This window comes from Photobacterium profundum, assembly GCF_003026285.1.
Classification (GTDB): domain Bacteria; phylum Pseudomonadota; class Gammaproteobacteria; order Enterobacterales; family Vibrionaceae; genus Photobacterium; species Photobacterium profundum.
The window spans coordinates 114,030-136,697 of sequence record NZ_PYOD01000010.1; the positions used below are offsets into that span (position 1 = coordinate 114,030).

A 22,668-nucleotide genomic window follows, 5' to 3' on the forward strand; every position below is an offset into this window, starting at 1 on the left:
TAACCTCTACAATCAATTACATCATCACTACATCAAACTGTTCTTGGATATAAAGCGGCTCAGGTTTCACTTTTACCTGCTTACCAATAAAGACTTCCAATTCAGCCAATGCATGATACTCATCACCCGCCAGCACATCGCCAACAGCGGGTGACACATAAACGACAAAACGATCGGCATCGTAAGCACGATTCACTCGCGTAATTTCACGCAAGATCTCATAACACACGCTTTCAACGGTTTTAACCGTGCCACGCCCTTCACAAGTAGGACAAGTACCACACAGTACATGTTCAATACTTTCTCGGGTACGTTTACGCGTCATCTCTACTAAGCCTAGCTGAGTAAAGCCATTGATATTGGTTTTAACCCGATCGAAAGACAGAGCTTGCTCTAATGTAGCGAGAACTCGGCGTTGGTGATCTTCAATTGCCATATCAATAAAATCAATAATGATGATGCCACCCAGATTACGTAAGCGTAATTGACGGGCAATGGCTTTAGTTGCTTCGATGTTAGTGTTGAAAATGGTTTCTTCTAGATTACGACGGCCCACAAAGGCACCGGTATTAATATCAACCGTCGTCATCGCTTCTGTTTGATCAATGATCAGGTAACCACCAGACTTCAATTCAACCTTACGATCTAGCGAGCGCTGAATCTCATTCTCGGTATCGAACAAATCAAAAATTGGCTGCTCACCGGCATAGTAGTCAATTTTGTCATTCACTTCAGGGACAAACTCTTCAGTGAACTCTTTTAATTTTTCAAAGCCAAGACGAGAGTCGACCTGAATACGATCTAATTCTGTGCCTACAAAGTCACGTAAAATACGTTGCGCTAAACCCAGCTCACCATACAGCATCGATTTTGGCTTCAGTTTGGCACGGCGTTCGATAACTTTGCGCCATAGATGCTTAAGGAATGCTGCATCTTGCCCTAGCTCATCTTCACTTGCACCTTCGGCTGCAGTACGAATAATAAAGCCACCAAGATCGTCACAGTGATATTTAACAACCTTTTTTAAACGCTCACGTTCTTCTTCACTTTCAATGCGTTGAGACACACCAACATGGCTCGCCCCTGGCATAAAGACCAAATAACGCGAAGGTAATGTAACGTCGGTCGTTAGACGTGCGCCTTTCGTTCCGAGAGGATCTTTAATCACCTGAACAACAATGTCTTGCCCTTGACGAACTAATTCTGAAATGTCCAAAACTTGGAATTGTTTTTTCTCGTTTTCAGCAACACATTCTGTATGAGGAACAATATCTGATGCGTGTAAAAATGCCGCTTTATCTAAACCAATATCCACGAATGCAGCTTGCATACCGGGTAAAACACGGCTTACTCGACCTTTGTAGATATTCCCGACGATGCCACGTTTTGATTCACGTTCAATATGTACTTCTTGTAGATTTCCGCTTTCAATCATTGCAACGCGAGTTTCACTTGGCGTCACGTTTACTAGCAGCTCAATGCTCATGGTTGCCTCAATTTATAAACTTAAAAAATTCTGAACCATGACGTCGGTTTCCACTAAAGGTAGCCCCATCACAGCATAATAACTGCCATCAATTCGCGTGATAAATTTGCCACCCAGCCCCTGAATGCCATAGCTACCAGCCTTGTCTTGTGGTTCGCCACTTTGCCAATATTTTTCTATTTCGTTTTCAGACAAAGTTTTAAACCAAACATCGGTAACCACTAACTGGGTTTCTTCACGCTCTGCTGTTGCTACCGTAACAGATGTCATCACTTGATGTTGACGCCCTGATAGTAATTTCAACATACGCTGCGCATCATTAAAATCTTTTGGCTTTTCTAAAATCGTTTCATCAACCACAACAATAGTATCAGCCCCCAAAACAGGAGTTGTTGCTGCCGCCGTTTTAGTGGCATTAATTTCCTTCACACCAGCAGCCGCTTTATCTCGCGATAATCGCTGAACATACTGCTCAGCCGTTTCACTAGGCTGATGACACTCTTCAACATCCACCACCACACGTTCAAATTGGTAGCCTAATTGTGTTAATAGTTCTTGGCGTCGAGGTGAACCTGATGCGAGATAAAGTTGTACTGCTGACATAACGACTCTTTAAATATTGATGTTCGGAACATAACCAAACTACATGAAACAAAAAGGGAGCAAAAACACGCTCCCCTTTCGTCATTGTCTAATAACAATGTAACACTAACGAATAGAAAACTTACGACGTACACGACGTAATAATAAAAATAACCATGGCCACAACAAGAAGTTAAGTAAAATTGCCCATAATTGTTGGGGATCAAAGGTAATCTCTGACACTAAATACTCAGCCCAGAATTCAACCAGTTTACCCACTAATGTGAGTACGGCGATAATAACGGCTTGCTGCCACAAGGATAAATTCCGTAGCATCTGGAAATTTAAAGCAATGATGTAACACAGTACTGACATCATCAGCCCGCGAACACCTAGGGTTGACCCTAGCATTAAATCCCACAGTAAACCGACAATCAGTGCCGACCCCACGTTAACACGGTGTGGTAATGCCAATACCCAGTAACAGGTAATCAATAACACCCATGAAGGGCGAAATGATTCCAGTACTCCAGGCCACGGGGCCGCTTGAAGAATCAATGCAAAAATGAATGTAAGCCAAATTAGCATACGGCCATTAGGTCGACTACTCGCCACTTGTCGGTACCTCTTCTAGCATATTTTCTCGTTCAGTTGGCCATACTAATAACAAGTAACGCAAGCGATCAAATTGTACCGTAGGACGGGCTTTAATCTGCGCAAATGGACGTTTGTTATCAAATGAAAACTCGGTGACATAAGCGACCGGATACCCTTCAGGGTAACGCCCACCAAGCCCCGATGAAACCAACAAATCACCCACTTCGATATCAGTGCTGCTTGGTACGTGCTCAAGCTGCATCAAATCACTCTGACCACTGCCTGATGCGATCACTCGGATGTCATTTCGTACAACCTGAATCGGAATGGCATGCGTTGGATCGATCAATAGTAATACACGGCTATTATGAGCCCCAACATACGATATTTGACCCACGATACCTTTTTCGTTGATCACAGGCTGACCTTCATAAACACCGTCAATACGGCCTTTATCGATCATAACCTGATGGCTATACGGATCAGAATCTACCGCCATTACCTCGGCTATCATCTTGCGTTCATCACGAACGAAAGGTGAACCTAATAGCTCTCTTAAACGCTGATTTTCTTGCTTTAACTGATCGAGCAATAATACTTCGCTTTGCATAACCAGAACATCACGCTTCAATGCTTTATTTTCTGACAAAATACGCTGATGTGAGCTCACTTGACTTGATACACCATCTAACATTTCTCGAGGTAAGTTAGCGGCATATTGAAGGGGAGCAATAGCTGAGTTCAGCAAATAACGTACGTTTGCAAAGGCATCAAGGCGGCTGTCGGCCAACATTAGGCTAGCCGACAGTAATATGGCAAGAAACAGGCGTAATTGCAGAGAAGGACCTCTGCCAAATATAGGTTTCATGTAACGCTATAACCTGTTTTGTCGATTGCTTGGGGTCGCATTATTCCTCGCTAAAGAGGTCGCCACCGTGCATATCAATCATTTCTAATGCTTTACCACCACCACGTGCAACACATGTTAGCGGATCTTCAGCAACAACTACTGGAATACCCGTTTCTTCTGTTAGTAGACGGTCTAGATCACGAAGCAATGCACCGCCACCCGTTAGTACCATGCCACGCTCAGAAATATCAGATGCTAGCTCTGGCGGACACTGTTCAAGTGCAACCATAACTGCAGATACGATACCTGTTAGCGGCTCTTGTAGCGCCTCAAGGATTTCGTTCGAGTTTAGCGTAAAGCTGCGCGGTACACCTTCAGCAAGGTTACGACCACGTACTTCAATTTCCAGTACTTCATCGCCAGGGTAAGCTGAACCGATTTCGTGTTTGATTCGTTCAGCTGTTGCTTCACCAATCAAGCTACCGTAGTTACGACGTACGTAGTTAATTACCGCTTCATCAAAGCGATCACCACCAATACGTACAGATGATGAATACACCACACCGTTTAGTGAGATAACAGCAACTTCTGTTGTACCACCACCGATATCGATCACCATTGAGCCTGTCGCTTCAGACACAGGCATCCCTGCACCGATAGCAGCAGCCATTGGCTCATCAATCAAATACACTTCACGCGCACCAGCACCTTGTGCTGATTCACGGATTGCACGGCGCTCAACTTGGGTAGAACCACAAGGAACAGCAACCAATACACGTGGGCTCGGGCGTAAGAAACTATTGTCATGCACTTGCTTAATAAAGTGCTGCAGCATTTTTTCTGTCACGTAGAAGTCAGCGATTACACCATCCTTCATCGGACGAATTGCTGCAATGTTACCAGGTGTACGACCCAGCATCAGTTTTGCATCATGACCAACAGCAGCAACGCTTTTGGCTGATCCGTTGCGATCCTGACGGATAGCAACTACTGAAGGTTCATCGAGAACGATGCCCTGTCCTTTGACATAAATAAGGGTATTGGCGGTACCCAAGTCAATAGAGAGATCGTTAGAAAACATGCCACGAAGTTTTTTAAACATAGTCGTCGACTAATCCTGAAAGCTCAAAATTCTTTAAATTGCGCTAAATGTACCAAGGGGCAGGGATCGAGACAAGGTATCGTTTGTCAAACCTGCCACAGATCCGCATTTAATTTAGTTAAGCAGCTGATTCATGCCCTTTTCGCTTTTATATTTGATAAATTATTTTTTTGGTAAACGCTTCGTTGTTCTTATCAGTCTAACTTTTCTCGCCACCAAATAATTCTGTCACTGCCTCGATACAAGCCAAATTGGATTTGAGCTTGCTCAATATTATCAAGCTGCCCATTGCCCGTTTTATCTACTCGCAGCCATGGATAACCAGCAGAATATAAATCTAACGTTGGCGTAACGATACCTTGGTGGCCAGCCCCCGGTGCTGTAAATGTGAATTCTCCCTCTCCTTTATCCGTATCACTAAATGTAGCTGCCGTCGTACCACCACCGACAGGAATCTTTGAAGAGTCATTTCCCTCAATAAAAGAGAAATCAGATAACGTCAGCGTTGTGCATTGATCTTCAACATTAACGACAAACGCCTGTGATTTGTCATAGTATTCAATATAGACAGGAGCCGTTATCGGGGATACCTCAGGGCCAAAAGCATCCGTTAAGCGAACCCGCCCCCAGCGGAAAATGAGAGCACTCGCCAGTTTTGAGGTATATGCCCCTCCAAAATTATCATCTGGCTGCTCGTTCAATGGTTTAAGTGGCACACTATCAGGCCCTTCACCTTCAAGGCTCAGCACAAATTGATTAAATGGGGATTGAGGAGTGGTATTTTTGACTAGCTTATAATACCAAGATGCTTGCACCTGCCCTTTACTCCAAGAAAATGCCGAGCTTGACCTTTTAATTTGATCCTTAAGCGATACACCATCATTTGAATCTTCACCATTTAGGTCGAAATTACTATCTATAGCTAATGCTTTATATCCCAACTTACTATCATAGTTTTCAGTTGTATCGCCACCTGTACTTTTAGCGGTTAAGGTATAATTAATTAAACTATTTGAATTACCTAAATAATTAAAGGCCGAGCAATTATCAGTATGCTTAGCACCTGACACTAAAAAATATTTCGGATAAAAACGCCCTATATTCTTATAGGTATAGAATGGGATGTCATTACCAGTAATCAGGTAGTTCTTCGCACCAGTGCCTCCCAACTTTGTGCTACCCACTTCACCATACGTTGCTGGTATCGCTTCAACTGATTTACCTAATACATAAGACAAAGTAGAAGGGAAGCTTAGATCACCCACATTTCCACTGCTAGGGGTTGTATCCACTGGGATCACATCTGCAGCATAGCTACTGTTAAAGTTTTCAGTAACGGCTAAACCGCTAGGGTCAGATTTAGGTAAGCCAATAGTATTAGCTATGTTTTTATCCCAGATAACCGCTTTATAGTTAACAGTAAATTCGTCACCAGCAGCTTTAAACCCTTTATCAGAATCAGTTGCAACCCCAGACAAGTTACCTTCTACATCAGCAGCCACTAACCATGGGCTTACATTAATAATTTCGCGCGATAGCCAATTTTTACCGGGTTCTTCAGGGGGTAAAGCCACACCATCAGAATGCTTAATAATCAACTGGATAGCACCAGCTTCTACGTATTTGAAATCAAAATTCGACACACCTTTTACAAAAGCCATTTTTAACGGAGTATCTGTTGCCATATTTAATGGTGATGAATCAATATAAGGGGGGACTTTCCGAGCAGCTGTCGTGACATAAGTGAAATTAAAGGCAACCTCTTTTTCCCCGTCAAAAGATTCGATCGGGTTACATTGCCCTTGCGCTGAAGGGTCTTCAGTCACAGCCGATAACTTGTATCCTAAAGGCTTATTCGCAATGGCCGATTTCCGTCCATAAGGGTAATCGCTTGTACGTTCAAGTTTGAGACCTTCAGCTTTAAAAGTTATGTCATCTGTTTCTTTTAATATTTCGCCTGACGGGCTTTTCAGCATTATTTGCATAATACCTGTATGAAAATAACTGAGTGTAAATGTCGCACTACCAGAATCGGCAATATGGTACTGGTAGCTGGCATTACCTGAATCAGTGTTACCCGGAATGAATTGACCATTACCATTGAATAACTGCCAATCACCTTTTCCCGTGCTAGTTGCAAGCCCTATTTGGCCTTCATAATCCGTTATCGGGTTGCCACTTTCTTTATCGACAACATTCACTGTTATATTAATCGGGGTACAGGTCAGTGCCGAGGTTGGATATGCTCCAAACTGAAACTCTGGCACTGTCGTATCTGATTCAACTGAAAATGCCATATAAGAAACATCTTCAACAACGTGAGAACGTTCTTTATCTGAATCTTGATCCTCATCCATCACAATACTCATTCTGGTATTATCACGATGACAGCGACGGATCCAACCTCCATTATTACCAGAACGAGATAATTTCCCGATAACCATTACTGGTGGTGCTGTAAAACCCGTATATTTGAAATCAGTTGTTTCATTACAACGAGTCAGAAAATTTTGTGTTCCACCGGAAATACCAGAACGGGCGTGCTGAAAATCATAAAACACCCGCTTACCAAATAAATCAAAATCACCGACACTAGGCATCGAAGCCATGTAAGCGACAGTTTCAGTGTTATTCGCATTACCGCCCCGCACTTCAGATTGCTCAAGCGCAACTTTAAATCCGTTTTGAGTCAGCTGGTTACCTGCGGCAGTTAGCCAGCGCGAGTTATTTTGGCTTTGTATTTCCAACATTAACGTCGGCTTACCTGAAAACTGCTGGGCTGGAAAACTAATATTTTTCCAGCCTCTATCCGCATTACTTGGATTACCGTTCTTAGAGCCTTGTAATTCTCGAACGTCATTATCTTCACGTAATTTTATTTTACTGGCATAAATTTTATGCCCATTAGACAGTGTTGTTTCACCTTCTAGTACGGCAACATAATCGACACTCTGCATTTTTTGACTTGGCGTATAATTGGCAGCAGGAGCATGAGGCTCGACTTTTTCAACAGTAAAACCAGTATTAGTAACAGATACAAGCCTTAACGTGGCAGGACCATCTTGGTCCGGTGTTAATGCATTGATTGATGGAGATAAGAAAACCAAAGGTTCAGAGTCAGTAGGAAATGCCTGTTCGAACTCAATCTTTGTAGTGGTAAAACTCACTCGACCATAGCGAAAGCCTGGTTCATTAACAACGTCATCACAAAAATGTCTCTCTTCTGCTAATTCTGATATCTGTCTATCAGTTAGCGCAGTATTAAATACTCGCACTTCATCGATACTGCCGTTGAAAAAACGTGAGGCAATACCTTGATCTTGGCCTACTTGAAAAGGCAAATTATTCGTTTGTACTTTATGCTTAACTTCTGAAGTCGCGTCAAGTTCACCATTAATAAAGATCCATTGGCTAGTTTTATCACTACCAGTTGCCTTTTTATAACGAATACTAATATGGGTCCATTCATTTAGTGGGATGGCCTTAGTACTCAACAATGAATGTTGACTACTATTACCTTGCTGCTCCCACCACCAATATATAAACCCTTCAGAGTTAATATGAAATTCATAATTCCCATCTTTTGAAATTATTGTTTTCAAATCACTATCTGGATATTGTGTCGGTTTTACCCAAGCCGAAATGGTAAAATTATCGTCAAAACTCAACTTATTATTATGTGCTATTTCGGCAAACTGGTTTTGTCCGTTAAATGTTCCATAGTTACAGGTACCAAAACCTAAATCATCATTAGTCAGTGCCCGACTTATCTTGTCGGTAATTGTATTTGCCCCATTATTAGCCGTACCATGCAATTCATTACCAGATGAATCTTTAACGCTATTGTTACCACTTTGCCAAGCATCTTCATCCATTTGCCATGACAATACAGGCTTTACAAGTTCGGAATTACACGCATTTTCAGGATCGCTGATCGGTCGACAATACCCAGTAACAGTACTCGGGTGATGATCATAATCATCAAACTTAACGACCTGATGAGAAGCTGCATCTATGTTTCCATCAATATAAGAGGATTTTTTTAGTGTTACTTTATTATTTACACTTTTAATATTACCGACAACATCACTATTCTCTATAGTGATCTCATTGGACGCAGTAACATTACCTTCAATAGCCGATTCTTTTAATTTAACTTTATTATGCTCACTTTTTACGCTACCACCAACGTCACTATCATCGATATCAATTTCATTGGAAGCTGTAATGCTACTTTCAATTGTTGAATCATGTAACTTTACTTTATTATTTATACTTGTAACGCTGCCACCAACATTACTCTTACCTATATGTACTTCACCTGACGCAGTGACACTACTTTCAATCGTTGAGCCGTGTAGCGTTATTTTGTTGTTATCACTTATAACACTACCGCCAATATCACTATCATCTATATTAATTTCACCAGATGCTAAAACTGGACCGCTAACATCTGTATCTTTAAGCTTAATTTTACCATTGCGACTAGTAATAGATTGCGTAATGACATTATCACCACCTTTAATATCAATATCACCACCAACATCGATAATGCCTCGCACTTCTATTTTTTCAGCCGTTAATTTCCCAGAAGTACTATATATATCACCGTAAACAACCGCATCCTTAATATCCAAGCCGTCATGGTTAGTACGTAAATCAATATTTGAGCCTACTTGACCGATTATATTTTCATCGAGCTTCATACCTGCATTGGCGACTAAGGTATAAGCCGTATTGGATCTAATCTTATCATTTTCCTTTAACTCCATTTTCCCATTACAGGTGAGCATTGCACCGTTTTTAGACCAATTACCTTGGCTACAAGGTGGATACTTACTCGTATTATCGAGATCATAATTTTTAGCAAAACTAGAAAATGACAATAACTGCAATAGAACAATGAATACGCACGGGAAGAACTTAAAACGTGGAAAAATATTATTCATTATCTTTTTCATCCCCTAGCAAGCCGACTTCAATCGCTCTTTTTATTTTTTGATCACCAACAGTACAAAAACCTTCACTTTCTAAACGGTAAACTGTCTGCTCTCTTTTATTCACCCCAATAACTGCACAACTCACTTTGGCTTCACAATTATTTAAGCCAGCCCCTGTAAAGGTGTAGGTTTGCTGATTACCGATAAGGCAAGAACCTTTATCAGTCGTTTGATATAACGCACTGATGTCTAGTTGGGCGCCAGACCTCGCGGCCATATCTGCTCTCGTTCCGACAACTTCATGCATGATTGCATCGCTGCTTCGTTCTATATTTCGTAGTCCAAAAGCCGCTAAAGAGCCCAAAACAACAATCATAAATAACACCATGACTAATGCTGAACCACCTTGATTACGCATGGTTGATTTAGGGTGCATTGGCAATAAGAACGTCATGGTCAAAACGAACCTCCTCTCCACGAGCTGAGATAATTAAATGAAATTTCACCAAACTATTACGCGTCAGCGTTGCGTTTGAGGTATTAAATTCCAATTCAGTGACGTTTTCTGCCATCAGGCTTCTTTCTGCATTTAAAAAATTAGGGGTATTCACCGTTTCTCGTTCTAACGCATAGTTGCTGTAACGCCAAATTTGATTGGCTTCAATACAATACGCAACAGGCGTGTCGTAAATATAAAAGCGGTTTGCTGGAGAACCAGAAGGAAAAAGCGTCTGCTCTGCTATTTTCAGCTGAACCATATTTTCAGTATTCGAGGCAGTAAAATCGACATTATCTAAAATGATGGCCGTTTTATTTTCGCCCCCAACAGGTGCCTCAGGAGAGAATATATCAACTGCACTGGTAGGATAAATGACGACTCTTTGATCTTTTCTTATTGTTCCGTCTGGAATAATGGTTAATTCATTTTTAGGGGTTAGCGGTAGATCGGAATAGATGCCAGAAGCACGCACAGGCACCCACTCGACACACGTATTACCTTGGGATAAAACCACACTATTCGGTACCGCTAAACGTAGCTCTCTGACTATTCGTTCAGCAACAAACCGACCTTCTTGCAAAATTAATTCACGAGCGGCGGTATCGACATAAATCTGTGAGCTTTTTGTAATAATACCCGCTAAAGATAAGCCCACTATCGACAATAAAACCATTGCCATGATCATTTCGATCAAAGTAAATCCTAATGCTTTCATTAAAAATTACCTCGATACACAGCAAATTGATATTGGTTATCTTGAGGGTCGATAACCACAACATCGATACGCTTGCGATCGCCACTTACTAGATCAGGTTTACCATCAAGATCAGTATCGTAATAAACACTGATATTCACTTTATAATTAACATAGATATCACTGAGATCTTCACCTAACACATCAGAAACGTTGCCACTTAAACCATGAAAATCATCCACATCATTAAAGTGTTGCCGCTCTGTCTCTGCATCTTCAGGACCGAGGTCACCTGGTGAAGTACATCTTTTTTCACCATCTGCTAAAGGATCATTATTACTAATACATACAGGTAAACCGCCTAATGCCCCACTGTTATGATCAAACTGACGACTGATGATTTCATCCATAACGGCATGGCCTAATTCAGCAGCGCGTGACGCTAATATTATTTCAGCACTTTGTCGTGACTGAGGAAACAGGCTCGTTGATATACCCGCAACAGTAATACCAATCAGTACAATCGCGATAATCAATTCAATAAGCGTAAAACCATGGTTAGCACGCATGAATATACCCTTCTTTTTCAATACAAATGGGCAATGTCTCTGAACCGATAATGGTGATTTGGCACCCATTGGTGCATTGGCTAATTCGACCTAAATTATCAAAATCCAAACCAAAAGGTAGTGGGCTAGCATTGCCTTCAATAGAAAGCGTAAAGCGGGTATTGATTGAGTCGTCAACTTGCAGGGCTGTTTGATCTTGCCAAAATGCATCACCAGAAGGAAAGGTCAAGGTTTGGCAAGACGTTGCATTCACTTTGGGTTGTTCAATATCGACTTGGCGGGCTTTATCACCGTCAAGCAGCCAACGTTGGCAAACATCACGAGTTTGCATTGCACGCATTTGGGTTAGCCGTAATGAACTAATCACCTGATCACGATACACAGGCGCGCTAATGCTATTCATACTCGAAAAGCGAGAGCTTGCCGTTACACTGATTATGCCGACCAGAATAATCACCACGATCAATTCAATTAAGGTAAAACCTCGATTATTCCTTGGCACACATCACCTACCAGTTATTTCTATTTAAAAAAGGCGCACTCATAGGCGCGCCTTTTTTAAATAGAGCTCCGAAGAGCTCTATATTTCATTAATTGGCGCTACAACCATTACCTTCCACAACGGCAACACCAGCAGGCTGTGTTGCACTTGATGCTTCAGTGTAAACGACATAACAACCTTTTTCTGTTCTGTCAGAATAACCAGTAAAAGTATACGCTACTTGCTTATCAGTAAGTTCTGCTCCACTAATTGCGGCAGGTAGAGCAACTACCCAATCATCAGTTAAACCATTAACTACACCTGAAAGCGCATCTTTCTTTGGGTAACCAAAAGCAACATTAATACTATTTGAAGTTGTTGCAGAGCTAACAGCTTCAATACCTTCAATAGCAGACTTACCGTAGGTAATACCAGATGCTCCATCAATTGCACCCTTCAAACCTTGCAGTGCTGAATTACGCGCATCATCTTGCAGGTTCAAGAAACGTGGTGCAGCTGTTACTGCCAAAATACCCAGAATAACAATCACAACCACTAATTCGATTAGCGTAAAGCCGCCTTGACGTTTCATAACTCACTCCTAATTATTGTAAATTTACTTCGACTTGGCCAAAGGCCGGTTTGTAGATAAATGAATGTCCCGCTTCAACATCTGTTGAACCTGAACCGTTGGTACCAGCCGAAGCTAGTTGGTAATAACGACACTGCTTGCTGGCATCCGAGCCTTCAACAGTGACGTAAAATAAATAGTTGCCATTGGTAGCATCTGACGATGACGTCGTCGCTAACGGCGGGTTTTGTAATAGGTTATTGATCAGATCTAAGCAGTCATTCACATCAACACTGTTTACATCACTTTTGTTACTTGCTTCTAATGCAAACGGATAACCATCGCGCACTGAATCATCAGCGATTGCTTTGGTTAATGAAAAAACCGTTCCGTCATAATTCACGACATTTTGGCTATTATCATCGGTCGGTCGACCATAAGCTTCCCACTGCGCACGGGCAGACAATGCAGCAGTGGCATACCCCCCCGCAATACCTTTAATTGATGACTTCTTGGCTTCATCCGTTATTTGAATAAAACGAGGTAATGCAACAGCAGATAATAAACCGACAACAATGATGACAATCACTAATTCAACAAGGGAAAAACCAGTTTGTTTTTTCATTTTTTACGAATACTCTTGTCAATATTACATCGTGACTTGCGTCAAAAAACCGTCGATATGTATTGTCTCATGTTCATAAGATAATTCCAGCCCTTTACCGTCAATAATTTGGTATTCACAAGAATTATAACCATTTGAGTTCACAGTTCTTTTATTAGACAAAGTTATATAAGGTGAGCTTTCTTGATCGCCAGATAATAAAAACCACATTTTCTCGCAGTTTATTTGTCTTGATTCAATCACGATTGGCCATCCAAACTCAGTAAAACTCAGTTCTATATTATCAACGGTTAAATAATTGGGTTTATCATTAAGTTCCCATAAATTACGTAGACTTACTGCATTATTATAAAAATTACTGACCGTCAATTTTACTTTTGTCTCTTCCAGTCTTTTATTCAGTTGTGACCATTTACCAAGTAGAACGGCTATTAGTAACAGCATAAGTGTCAACCAAATAAACCCTTTCAATCGAGTAAAACGATGTCGATCAAACACCCCGTGCAACATCAAGCATGCCCCACATTGGTAGGAAAATACCCAAGGCTAAAATCAAGACCATTACAGCAACAACCAACAGTAAAAGTGGCTCTATGCGTGCTGTTAAGGTTTTCAAATCGTATTCAACTTCACGATCATAAAAATCAGAGACTTCTAATAGCAAGTTATCTACCTGACCTGTTTCTTCACCGACCGCGATCATCTGCAAGACTAACGGAGTAAACACCCCTGAATCGGTTGCGGTACTGGTAATACTGTTACCGCTTTCAATTCCGTTTTTCATTTCAATTAAGCGGTTTTCTAAAAAGCGATTACCCAGCGCTTCTGCCGACATTTGAATAGCTTGGTTCAGCGGTACGCCTGCTCTGATCATTAAGGCAAAGGTACGAGAAAAACGTGACATTTGAGCGCGGTTAACAATATGGCCCACTACAGGGGTTTTAAGCCGCCAACTATCCCAACGTTCTTGACCGTTAGGGGTTCGCCGCCACATTTTGAGCGCTAATCCACTAACGATTCCGGCACCCAGCATTAGCGGCCAATAGTGAACAAAGAAATTTGACGTGCCAATTAAGATCCGAGTTGGTAACGGTAAATCGACACCAAAGCGCGCGAACATCGACGCGAACTGAGGGATCACTTTAATATTCAATACCACCATCGCGAGCATAATCGCGGAGATCACAAACAGCGGATAACGCATCGCTGATTTAATTCGGCGGCGTGTTTCCATTTCTTGTTCAAAATAGTGAGCTAACTGTAATAAGGATTCATCCAGTCGACCGGTATTTTCACCAACGTGAATCATCGAAACAAACAAGTCAGAAAAAACCCGACGATGCTGTTTCATCGCAGCCGACAATGAATGACCATTGGTTAAGTCAGTCATAACTGCATCCAATGTTTCTTTCATTAAGGGATGGCTAGCACTCTGGCCTAACCCTTTAATGGCCCTTAATAGCGGCACACCGGCTTTGGTTAAACTGTAAAGCTGACGACAAAAAATCACCAACGCTTCTAGTGGAATATCATTTTGAAATAGCTGTTTAAAATCGAAGCCATCTCCTTTAGCTTTTCCTTGACGAATTTCTAAAGGAATAATGCCTTGGCGCATCAGTACATCGGCAGCAACCTCTTGGTTAACCGCTTCTACTTGTCCGCGTTGTAATTGGCCTTTGCTACCTCGACCACGGTAATTAAATACTGGCATCAGTTATGTCCTATACCAGAAAGCCATCATTAAGATCGCCGTCACCCAGAATCAATACTTCATCTAGGCTCGTTCGCCCTTCAAGTGCTAATCCCATCGCTGAAGCAACTAAGGGTTGGTAACCTTCAGATTCACGTGCTATCTGACTAAATAAGACCGCGTTATTATCACGCAGGGCATCCATCATAGCTTGATTCATTTCGAGTAATTCAAACACCCCAATACGCCCTTTGTAACCTGTGAAGTTACAGGTTTGACAACCTCGCCCTCGGTGAAATTCACGGTGTTGATGTTCAGGGAAGCGTGCCTTTAACCACTGGATTTGGGCGGCATCGGGGGTTTCGATTTCACCACAGTCACGACATACACGACGTACTAAACGCTGGGCTAATACCGCACGCACTGCACTCGCCACTAAGTAACCAGGGGCTTCCATGTCCATCATACGCAGAGCACTGTCTATCGCATCATTGGTGTGTAAGGTGGATAACACTAGGTGGCCAGTCAACGCTGAACGCAAACCGATTTCGACCGTTTCTTGATCACGCATTTCACCCACCAGAATAATATCTGGATCCTGACGTAAGAAGGTACGTAATATAGAAGAAAACGTCAGACCAATTTTGCTGTTCACTTGTACTTGATTAACCCGTGGTAAACGGTATTCCACCGGATCTTCAGCTGTGATCAGTTTTTTACCCGGCTTATTCAATTCGCTGAGTGCGCCATACAGCGTGGTGGTTTTACCTGAACCAGTAGGGCCAGTTACTAAAATCATGCCATGAGGGCGTTTTAACTGCCGACGAAAGCGCTGCAAAATATCTATTGGCATGCCGACTTCATCGAGGTTTAGAATACCAGCCGATTGGTCAAGCAAACGCATGACAACCGATTCGCCATGTTGCACTGGCATGGTAGAAACACGCACATCAACTGAATGCCCACGTACTTTGACATTAAAACGTCCATCTTGTGGCAGACGTTTTTCAGAAATATCTAGGCCACTCATTAATTTAAGACGTAAGACTAACGCCGATGCCACACTGGCTTCATTCAATAATGTTTCATGCAGTACGCCATCGATACGTTGGCGAATACGCAATACATCGGTATCAGGTTCGATGTGAATATCTGACGCACCGACTTGAATTGCATCTTCAAATAATGAATTGATCAGCTTAACAACGGTGACTTCTTCGTTGTCATCATCAAAGCCAAAAGCAAACACTGAATCCGTTTTGTGTTCAGCTTGTAACTGCTCTGCAAACGAAACGATTTCTTTCGTGCGTCGGTAATAACGATCAAATGCCGCAATCAATTGACGTTCTCGGGCGATTACCAACTCAACGCGATATTCACCTAGCTGGTTATACACCGCTTCTTGCGTTGCAAGATCGGCAGGATCACTCATCGCCACTCGAACGGTGTCACCACGGTGATCGATGACCAATGCACGTAAACGGCGAGCATGCACTTCTGAGAGTAACGATACCGCTTCCATATCAACATTAGCGCGCGTTAAATCGACTAAAGGAATATCAAGCTGTTGCGACAAAAACGACAACATCTGTTGTTCAGTTAAGAACCCCATGTTGATCAATGTATCGCCGAGCTTTCGCCCTGTGCTTTGCTGCTGTGAAAGTGCTTGTTCTAATTGGGCTTGAGCAACAATGCCTTCATCAACCAGCAAGTCACCAAGACGTTTTCTTAATCTAATCTGCATCGTCTTAGCTCTCTTTTGCTGATAATAATGACAAGCGTTGTTGAATAAATTGTTGTGATTTCGCGGATACCCTACCCATTAATAAGGCTTGTTGATACGCTTCTTTCGCTTTATCACTATTGCTGTCACGCTCTAATGCAATGCCTAACCCCATCCACCAGCGTCCATCATAAGGCTCTGACTTCACTAATTGTTGGTAGCTATTAAGCGCCATTGCATTATTTTTAAGCTGTTGTGATAACGCACCACGCATCGCCATATAAGCAGAATTTTCTTCTTTGGGAGTTCGCGCTAATACATTTAATGCCGCTTGCGGTTGTGATTCATTCACCAAGAGCTTAGCGAGGGTTAAGCGGAGTTCTGGCTGCTCGCCACTTCGAGATAACCCTTGCTGCAACACAGCCACCGCTTTACGGGTATCCGTTTTACCGTAATACAGTGCCGCCAGCTTTTGACGCACTTTAATCCAATCTGGCTGGTATTTAATGGCTGATTCTAAATGGGTAATGGCTTTCTTGCTGTTGCCTTGCTTCAGCAATTTCATTGCTCGTTCGTATTCAATATTAGCAAGTTGCTTAGTATTCAACTCTACCGTCTCAATGCTTAAACCTTCATCATCATTCTCCCAAGACGCAGTTTCTTCAGCAACGTTCTCAGGCGGGTTTTCTTGATGTCCAGCGTACTCAACCGCTATGGGGGCCAGTTTAGGCACTGCTTTTTTAGGCGTAGCTGGCGCTCTTTGGGCTGATATTGTTTTTGTAGACATTACTTGCGCTGGTGCAATGTTAGCAACTTCTTTAATCTTCACCTCAACAACGGGCTTAGGCGCTGATTTTACTTGCAGCGCCACTTTAGGGGCTGCCTTGATTTCAGATTCAGGTTTAGGTTCAAATTTTTCTTCTGGTATAGACGCTGTGACAATGCTTTCAACTGATGCTACAGGCACGTCGACAGCTGGATTTTCAGCAATAGGCTTTGCTATTTTTACTGTGGAAAGTTCAACCTCTGCATATGAAGCGGCTACAGTCGTATCCGGTTGACCTTGTTGACCAAACCACCAGCCAACAGCCCCAGATAGCACAGTAATACACAGACCTGCGGCTGCCACTAATGGCCATTTTTTAGGTGGTACTGGCCTGATATAAGCGGCAACTAATGGATCCGCTTTAGCTGTGTTTTTTGCGTTTTGCTGCGCAAGCTCGTTAAGCTTTTTATTTATTTCACTCATGCTTAACTCCATCCCCATAATACGGGATATGTCCACTTAGGTTGTCGTGCGCTTAATGTATCTTTAATTGCCATTAGTACTTCTTTATTCGTGACTTTCCGCAGGTTGCTGCTATATGCCGCAATTAATGCCTTATGGCATAACTGATTAATCACCCTTGGAATTCCCTGGCTAGATTTCCATAGAGCACGGTAGTCAGACAGAGTAAACAAGACTTTATGGCAGCCAGCCTGCTGCAAGCGGTATTCAATATACGAAATTGTTTCAGCCAAATCTAACGGCCGTAAATTAGCGCGGAAAGTAATTCGCTGGCGAAACTGGCGCAAGTTATGTTGAGCCAAACGTTGATCTAATTCAGGTTGGCCAAGCAACACAATCTGAAGCAGTTTTTCTTGCTCCGTTTCTAAATTGCCCAACAAGCGAATGACTTCAAGCGCCTCATCGGGCAAGGCTTGCGCTTCATCCAGCAATACAACCACAGTTTTCCCTTGGCTTTTTCGTTGGATCAATTCGTTGTGAATACGCTCAGTGAGCATGGTGTTATCACCATCTCGGCTTAAATTCAGTTCATTCGCTAAAGCAGCCCGCAATTCATGCCCGTTCATTGCAGGGGTCGGCAAATACGCCAGATCAAACCGTTCTGGCAGTTGATTGATCAGCATGCGGCACACCAGTGTTTTACCTGTACCCACCTCACCCGAGATTTGAATAATTCCCTCACCCATTTCTAACGCTGACAATACCGTTTGAATTGCCTCCAAATGAGGAGGTAATGCATAAAATAACGACGTATTTGGCGTTAAAGCAAAAGGGGCTTGATTTAATCTAAAGTGAGACTGATACATGGCTCAACCTTGCTCAGGGAACCATTCAGTTACCAATGCACGAGATCGTTCGATCTCTTGCTGCCACGTCTGATCATCAACCACTGTCGGCTTCAGCAAAATCACCAGTTCCGTTTTCGACTGCACTTTATTGACGTTTCTAAATAAATGCCCAAGACCTGGAATATCACCTAAGAAAGGAACTTTAGAGACTTGATCATTAATTGCTGACTTCATCAGACCGCCGATAACGACAACATCACCACTACGAGCAAAAATGACCGAGTCAGATTCTCGGATAGAGCTTTTAGCGAGTGGTAATTTATACACGCCGAATGTTGCACCTAAATCGATATCTTTGGTCTCGTTAACCACCTCAACAACAGTCGGGTGAACATGTAACAACACGCCACCCTCATCATCAATCTGCGGAGTAACATCTAATGAGATACCAGAAAAGAATGGGGTGAGTTCTATATCTGGCGCTGAAGTGCTGTTATCACCACTGACTTCACCACCAGAAATATCAGTAACGAAGTATTGATCGCCACCGACTTTAATCACGGCTTTTTGGTTGTTAGCAGCTGTCACTCGCGGGCTAGATAGCACATTCAGATCGCCTTGTGTTTCAAGAAAGCTCAGTACCGCCTCAAAATTACCATCACTGATAGTGACATTGGTTTGCCCGCCCAATAAGGATGAAATAGCATCACCACCCGGTAGGGCTGCCGGACCAGTGCGCCCAAAGATAATATCGGTACCACCAATGCTTGAGGTTATATTGCTCCAGTTAACGCCTTGCTGATAACCATCGCTAAGTGTGACTTCCATTATTTTGGTTTCAAGCACAACTTGCCGCTTTAACCGCTTTTTCGACACACCAAGAAACTCTTTCACTTCACGCAACTCATTTGGATAAGCACGCACCGAGATCAAGCTCGCTTGCGGTGAAACAACAATAGTTCTCCCTTCCCCTGAGCCAATCATTGCTTGTACCGCTTTTTCTAACTGCGACCAAAAATCGCTTTCAGACGTTGTCTCAATCGTTGTACCACCAGTAGCTGTACTTGAATTATTACCGCTTGAACCACTGTCTGAGTTGCTGCTACTGCTATTGTTCGAATTGCTGCTATTACTGTTGTTACTGCTACTATTTGAACTCGATGAACCTGAATCACTGTTCGTAATTGAGCCTGTAGTGATAGAAGTCAGGGAAATGCCACGGCGCTTAAGCTGTAAATAGTCAACAGGAATTGATTCGGTACGCAATGTCGCTGGGAATATTTGAATTATATTCCCCTTACGTGTGGCGCTATAACCATAAATATCAGAAACAACATCTAAGACTTCGTCTAACGTTACATCCCGTAATGTTAAAGAGATGCGACCTTGTACATTGGGATGGATCACCATGTTTAATTGCGTGCCTTTCACTAGGCTACCAAAAAAGGTACGTGCCTCAACATTTCGTGCGCTAACACGAAAACGTTTCTCTAAAGCTGATGATGCCATGTAATCATTAGTGCCAAAGCTCGGCATCAAATCATCATTAACCGCTGAAGGTAAATCATCTAACGGACGACTATTCGCCTCGTTTGCAGCAACATTTAACGCTTCTTTTATTTCAACCGGGTCTTGATGTCCCATATTGGTTGAACAGCCTAATAAAGAGGCTAAAAGTATTCCTATTACAAATCCACGCATGCTAGCTGCTTACCTTTCAATTATTTTTATATTGTCAGCGAATAATTCCAAACGCCACTGCTTACCGCCACGACTAACAGTGACAAAATCATCTTGAATATGAGTCAGGGTATAACCGCTTACTTTCCCACCTAAACCGATAGAAACATCATTTAAGATGGCCGTACAAGTATCAGCTTCATCGCACAATATGCTTTGTAGTGTCGGCACATAACTACGCTTTGCTGTCTGCTTTTTAGTGGGTGCACTCCAACCTAACGGTGCGGTAGGATCTTGGCTTGCCTGAGTAACACCGGTTGTTAACATCATTAAAATAACGCTAATAAAACTGAACTTAACCACCGATAAAATCCTTACTTTCACCAAGAGTGTAAACATTTAACGTAATATCAGCCCAAGGGTATTTATCAACCTGGTAGCTAAAACTTCGCCAGTAATACTTCACAGGTAATGCTTCTAGTTGCTCTAGATAATTAACCACATCAAAGTAGCGACCACGAAGTGTTAACTGTACGGGATGAATAAAATAGCCTTCATCATCGCCATTGATTAGCTGTACAGGCGCCTGTGATTCTAATGAGACAAGCTTCAAACGTGTGGTACGTCGTAACACTTCTTCCATTAAACCCGACATCTGTATTGGTGTTACCAAGCTTGCAACACGATCTGTTAATTGCTCATTTAAGCCATCAGTCTGTTGTTCTAGACGTTCGATTTTCTTATCTACGTCATTATTTGGATCACTGTTGAGCTTTCGATTGATCGCGGCAATTTGGTTATCACTGCTCACGAGTTCGTTAGCAGCTGAAACGAGCTGCCGTTTAATTGACGTAACATCTTTCATTGTCGGCTCAATCACCACAACAAAGCCGACAAACAGTAATGCCACCCAACCAGATAGTAGGATCAAGATTTGTTCGCGACGTGTCAGCAGATCAAAACGGTCGCTTAATTGCTGCCAACCATTCATTTTTTGCTCTCCTGTTGTGCCGCAGTTCTATCGGCTAATAATCTAAACGTCACGATGTTTTTCTCATTTCGCCCAAGTGATAACAGCTGAAAACGACGCTCAGATAAAGATGGGTATGCTTTAAATGCTCTTAGCCAACCAGGAACAGCATCAGGGCTTCGCGCCAACCCTTCCAAATCTAAAGCTTTACCGGTCGCACGAATTCGGCTTACCGATACATCACCGCTTGCCGCATTTGACAGCTGCTTTAACATTCCGGCATAGCCTACTTTTAGACTGTCATCATGATTTTCAATCGCTTTTAATGTGGCTTGTTTCGCGGCTAAATCTTGCTCTAGCGATCCCGCTAATTCGACTTTTAGAGGGCTAGCTACATGCTTCGCTAATGCCGCTTTGGCGCGGTCAAGCTCGGTACGTTTAGCCGTTAGTGATGCTTGTTCTGCAGCTAACTTCTCTTTAACTACGTAGTTTTGCCACTGGTACCAGCCAGTCAATGTGGCCATTACCACAACAATAATTGCCCAACTGGCAACAACATTCGGTAATGTTAAATAGTGTTTCTGTGGTTTTAATGCATCTGAATAAAGGTTAATACCAGAGCCATCAAGCTGGTTCAGTGCTGCCCATGCTACGCGAGCAGCGTTGGTGCTTAACACTGAGTATTTCGGCGTAATAGCACTCACAGAGACACTTAAACGCTGACTAAGCTCTTGTGCTAATAAGGCATCATCTTCATCATCACACGAAATGACGAGTTGGTTTATCGGGTTATCACGTAATTGTGCACTGAGGAAATCTAACGAACGTTGTAATTCAAGTGCTAGGTTATCTAATTGTAATCCATCACGTTCAGAGCCGATTAACGGGTCAGTGAAACCCCGTAGTTGACGTTGGAAACACAACGTCTGTTGTTTGAATGCAGTTAATTGTAATCCAGTACTTGAGCGACGATGAAGAATGAGCTGACTGAGTGATGAAGACGTAAATTGTCCCCATACTATTTCTTCTGCCGAAACCGCTACCAGTTCACCATTTGCATCGGCACAAATTTTAATGAGTTGTTCTATGTGCTTTCGATTAGCAACAAAAACTTGAAGTCGGTCTTTTAATGGCGCCGGAAAACCGTCTGCCACCAAATCCATTGGGGATTCATTAACAAGATCTTTAACTAAAAAAGGCAATGCCGTTGGTAATTCAGCACGCGGTATATCAGGCTTCTCAATGAGTAAACTCTGATATAAACCATGACCTAAAACTAATTTTAATTTACAACCTGAAAGCTCATGTTTTTCAAGCAACGATTTAATGACATCAGCCCATTGCCCGGCACCTGAAATATCAATGCTATCGGTTATACATTGCTGCTCTGATTCATAAACTATTGTTATAGAATCAGCAAATACAGCTAGGCAAGCTAACTTATGATGACTTTTCTTATTAAAGTATTTATTTAACAAAGCAGTAGACTTCATGAATATCCAATACAACTGACTAAATATGTGCAAATATTGC

General features: G+C 42.4%; 21 protein-coding genes. All 21 read right to left on the reverse strand.

The features are described 5' to 3' along the window. Positions 1 to 16 precede the first annotated feature (16 nt). Positions 17 to 1,486 (reverse strand): ribonuclease G, encoded by a 1,470-nt coding sequence (gene rng, locus C9J48_RS19720; RefSeq protein ID WP_006232405.1) that lies wholly within the window; start codon positions 1,484 to 1,486, stop codon positions 17 to 19. A gap of 12 nt (positions 1,487 to 1,498) precedes the next feature. Then, positions 1,499 to 2,089, reverse strand: coding sequence for a Maf family protein (locus C9J48_RS19725; RefSeq protein ID WP_006232404.1), 591 nt, complete (start codon positions 2,087 to 2,089; stop codon positions 1,499 to 1,501). A gap of 105 nt (positions 2,090 to 2,194) precedes the next feature. Beyond that, positions 2,195 to 2,683 carry a rod shape-determining protein MreD gene (gene mreD / locus C9J48_RS19730; RefSeq protein ID WP_006232403.1) on the reverse strand — a complete coding sequence of 163 codons (489 nt, stop codon included), beginning with the start codon at positions 2,681 to 2,683 and terminating at the stop codon, positions 2,195 to 2,197. After that, the gene (gene mreC, locus C9J48_RS19735; RefSeq protein ID WP_006232402.1) at positions 2,673 to 3,533 is read right to left on the reverse strand and encodes a rod shape-determining protein MreC; all 861 of its coding nucleotides are present in this window, start codon (positions 3,531 to 3,533) and stop codon (positions 2,673 to 2,675) included. The genes mreD and mreC overlap by 11 nt, the downstream gene beginning before the upstream one ends. Positions 3,534 to 3,573: 40 nt before the next feature. After that, on the reverse strand, positions 3,574 to 4,617 hold the full coding sequence (locus tag C9J48_RS19740) for a rod shape-determining protein (protein WP_006232401.1): 1,044 nt from the start codon (positions 4,615 to 4,617) through the stop codon (positions 3,574 to 3,576). 194 nt (positions 4,618 to 4,811) lie between these two features. After that, positions 4,812 to 9,566, reverse strand: coding sequence for a LamG-like jellyroll fold domain-containing protein (locus C9J48_RS19745; RefSeq protein WP_006232400.1), 4,755 nt, complete (start codon positions 9,564 to 9,566; stop codon positions 4,812 to 4,814). Then, a complete protein-coding gene (locus C9J48_RS19750) occupies positions 9,559 to 10,011 on the reverse strand; it encodes an MSHA biogenesis protein MshP (protein WP_242610862.1) in 453 nt (150 codons plus the stop codon). The genes C9J48_RS19745 and C9J48_RS19750 overlap by 8 nt, the downstream gene beginning before the upstream one ends. Then, entirely contained in the window at positions 9,983 to 10,771 is a 789-nt protein-coding gene (locus C9J48_RS19755) for a PilW family protein (protein ID WP_006232398.1), read from the reverse strand. Before C9J48_RS19755 ends, C9J48_RS19750 begins: the two co-directional genes overlap by 29 nt. Next, positions 10,771 to 11,319, reverse strand: a complete 549-nt coding sequence (locus tag C9J48_RS19760) for a type IV pilus modification PilV family protein (RefSeq protein ID WP_006232397.1) — start codon at positions 11,317 to 11,319, stop codon at positions 10,771 to 10,773. The genes C9J48_RS19755 and C9J48_RS19760 overlap by 1 nt, the downstream gene beginning before the upstream one ends. Beyond that, positions 11,309 to 11,821: a prepilin-type N-terminal cleavage/methylation domain-containing protein gene (locus C9J48_RS19765; protein ID WP_036803940.1), complete on the reverse strand. Its 513-nt coding sequence runs from the start codon at positions 11,819 to 11,821 to the stop codon at positions 11,309 to 11,311. Before C9J48_RS19765 ends, C9J48_RS19760 begins: the two co-directional genes overlap by 11 nt. 88 nt (positions 11,822 to 11,909) lie before the next feature. Continuing rightward, positions 11,910 to 12,392, reverse strand: coding sequence for a type II secretion system protein (locus C9J48_RS19770; RefSeq protein WP_006232395.1), 483 nt, complete (start codon positions 12,390 to 12,392; stop codon positions 11,910 to 11,912). 13 nt (positions 12,393 to 12,405) lie between these two features. Next, on the reverse strand, positions 12,406 to 12,996 hold the full coding sequence (locus C9J48_RS19775; protein WP_006232394.1) for a prepilin-type N-terminal cleavage/methylation domain-containing protein: 591 nt from the start codon (positions 12,994 to 12,996) through the stop codon (positions 12,406 to 12,408). Positions 12,997 to 13,020: 24 nt separating this feature from the next. After that, positions 13,021 to 13,440: a hypothetical protein gene (locus C9J48_RS19780; RefSeq protein WP_242610861.1), complete on the reverse strand. Its 420-nt coding sequence runs from the start codon at positions 13,438 to 13,440 to the stop codon at positions 13,021 to 13,023. A gap of 46 nt (positions 13,441 to 13,486) precedes the next feature. Beyond that, positions 13,487 to 14,707, reverse strand: a complete 1,221-nt coding sequence (locus C9J48_RS19785; protein ID WP_006232392.1) for a type II secretion system F family protein — start codon at positions 14,705 to 14,707, stop codon at positions 13,487 to 13,489. Between the two features lie 10 nt (positions 14,708 to 14,717). Continuing rightward, complete coding sequence (locus C9J48_RS19790) at positions 14,718 to 16,430, reverse strand: GspE/PulE family protein (RefSeq protein ID WP_006232391.1); 1,713 nt, start codon at positions 16,428 to 16,430, stop codon at positions 14,718 to 14,720. 4 nt (positions 16,431 to 16,434) lie between these two features. Next, a complete protein-coding gene (locus C9J48_RS19795; protein WP_006232390.1) occupies positions 16,435 to 17,658 on the reverse strand; it encodes a tetratricopeptide repeat protein in 1,224 nt (407 codons plus the stop codon). 2 nt (positions 17,659 to 17,660) lie between these two features. Further along, positions 17,661 to 18,503 carry an ExeA family protein gene (locus tag C9J48_RS19800; protein WP_006232389.1) on the reverse strand — a complete coding sequence of 281 codons (843 nt, stop codon included), beginning with the start codon at positions 18,501 to 18,503 and terminating at the stop codon, positions 17,661 to 17,663. 3 nt (positions 18,504 to 18,506) lie between these two features. Next, on the reverse strand, positions 18,507 to 20,186 hold the full coding sequence (gene mshL, locus C9J48_RS19805; RefSeq protein WP_006232388.1) for a pilus (MSHA type) biogenesis protein MshL: 1,680 nt from the start codon (positions 20,184 to 20,186) through the stop codon (positions 18,507 to 18,509). Positions 20,187 to 20,195: 9 nt separating this feature from the next. After that, positions 20,196 to 20,528 carry a hypothetical protein gene (locus tag C9J48_RS19810; protein ID WP_006232387.1) on the reverse strand — a complete coding sequence of 111 codons (333 nt, stop codon included), beginning with the start codon at positions 20,526 to 20,528 and terminating at the stop codon, positions 20,196 to 20,198. After that, positions 20,521 to 21,156 (reverse strand): coiled-coil domain-containing protein, encoded by a 636-nt coding sequence (locus C9J48_RS19815; protein WP_006232386.1) that lies wholly within the window; start codon positions 21,154 to 21,156, stop codon positions 20,521 to 20,523. Before C9J48_RS19815 ends, C9J48_RS19810 begins: the two co-directional genes overlap by 8 nt. Further along, positions 21,153 to 22,628 carry a PilN domain-containing protein gene (locus tag C9J48_RS19820; RefSeq protein ID WP_006232385.1) on the reverse strand — a complete coding sequence of 492 codons (1,476 nt, stop codon included), beginning with the start codon at positions 22,626 to 22,628 and terminating at the stop codon, positions 21,153 to 21,155. The genes C9J48_RS19815 and C9J48_RS19820 overlap by 4 nt, the downstream gene beginning before the upstream one ends. Positions 22,629 to 22,668 lie beyond the last annotated feature (40 nt).

Bases quoted from the DNA above. Each gene is read 5' to 3' on its own strand.
- mshL (WP_006232388.1), bottom strand. From the start codon at position 20,186: ATGCGTGGATTTGTAATAGGAATACTTTTAGCCTCTTTATTAGGCTGT.
- C9J48_RS19780 (WP_242610861.1), bottom strand. From the start codon at position 13,440: ATGCTGTTACTAATAGCCGTTCTACTTGGTAAATGGTCACAACTGAAT.
- C9J48_RS19740 (WP_006232401.1), bottom strand. From the start codon at position 4,617: ATGTTTAAAAAACTTCGTGGCATGTTTTCTAACGATCTCTCTATTGAC.
- C9J48_RS19745 (WP_006232400.1), bottom strand. From the start codon at position 9,566: ATGAATAATATTTTTCCACGTTTTAAGTTCTTCCCGTGCGTATTCATT.
- C9J48_RS19790 (WP_006232391.1), bottom strand. From the start codon at position 16,430: ATGCAGATTAGATTAAGAAAACGTCTTGGTGACTTGCTGGTTGATGAA.
- C9J48_RS19795 (WP_006232390.1), bottom strand. From the start codon at position 17,658: ATGAGTGAAATAAATAAAAAGCTTAACGAGCTTGCGCAGCAAAACGCA.
- rng (WP_006232405.1), bottom strand. From the start codon at position 1,486: ATGAGCATTGAGCTGCTAGTAAACGTGACGCCAAGTGAAACTCGCGTT.
- C9J48_RS19725 (WP_006232404.1), bottom strand. From the start codon at position 2,089: ATGTCAGCAGTACAACTTTATCTCGCATCAGGTTCACCTCGACGCCAA.
- C9J48_RS19785 (WP_006232392.1), bottom strand. From the start codon at position 14,707: ATGCCAGTATTTAATTACCGTGGTCGAGGTAGCAAAGGCCAATTACAA.
- mreC (WP_006232402.1), bottom strand. From the start codon at position 3,533: ATGAAACCTATATTTGGCAGAGGTCCTTCTCTGCAATTACGCCTGTTT.
- C9J48_RS19755 (WP_006232398.1), bottom strand. From the start codon at position 10,771: ATGAAAGCATTAGGATTTACTTTGATCGAAATGATCATGGCAATGGTT.
- C9J48_RS19770 (WP_006232395.1), bottom strand. From the start codon at position 12,392: ATGAAACGTCAAGGCGGCTTTACGCTAATCGAATTAGTGGTTGTGATT.
- C9J48_RS19760 (WP_006232397.1), bottom strand. From the start codon at position 11,319: ATGCGTGCTAACCATGGTTTTACGCTTATTGAATTGATTATCGCGATT.
- C9J48_RS19800 (WP_006232389.1), bottom strand. From the start codon at position 18,503: ATGTATCAGTCTCACTTTAGATTAAATCAAGCCCCTTTTGCTTTAACG.
- C9J48_RS19815 (WP_006232386.1), bottom strand. From the start codon at position 21,156: ATGAATGGTTGGCAGCAATTAAGCGACCGTTTTGATCTGCTGACACGT.
- C9J48_RS19775 (WP_006232394.1), bottom strand. From the start codon at position 12,996: ATGAAAAAACAAACTGGTTTTTCCCTTGTTGAATTAGTGATTGTCATC.
- C9J48_RS19820 (WP_006232385.1), bottom strand. From the start codon at position 22,628: ATGAAGTCTACTGCTTTGTTAAATAAATACTTTAATAAGAAAAGTCAT.
- C9J48_RS19750 (WP_242610862.1), bottom strand. From the start codon at position 10,011: ATGACGTTCTTATTGCCAATGCACCCTAAATCAACCATGCGTAATCAA.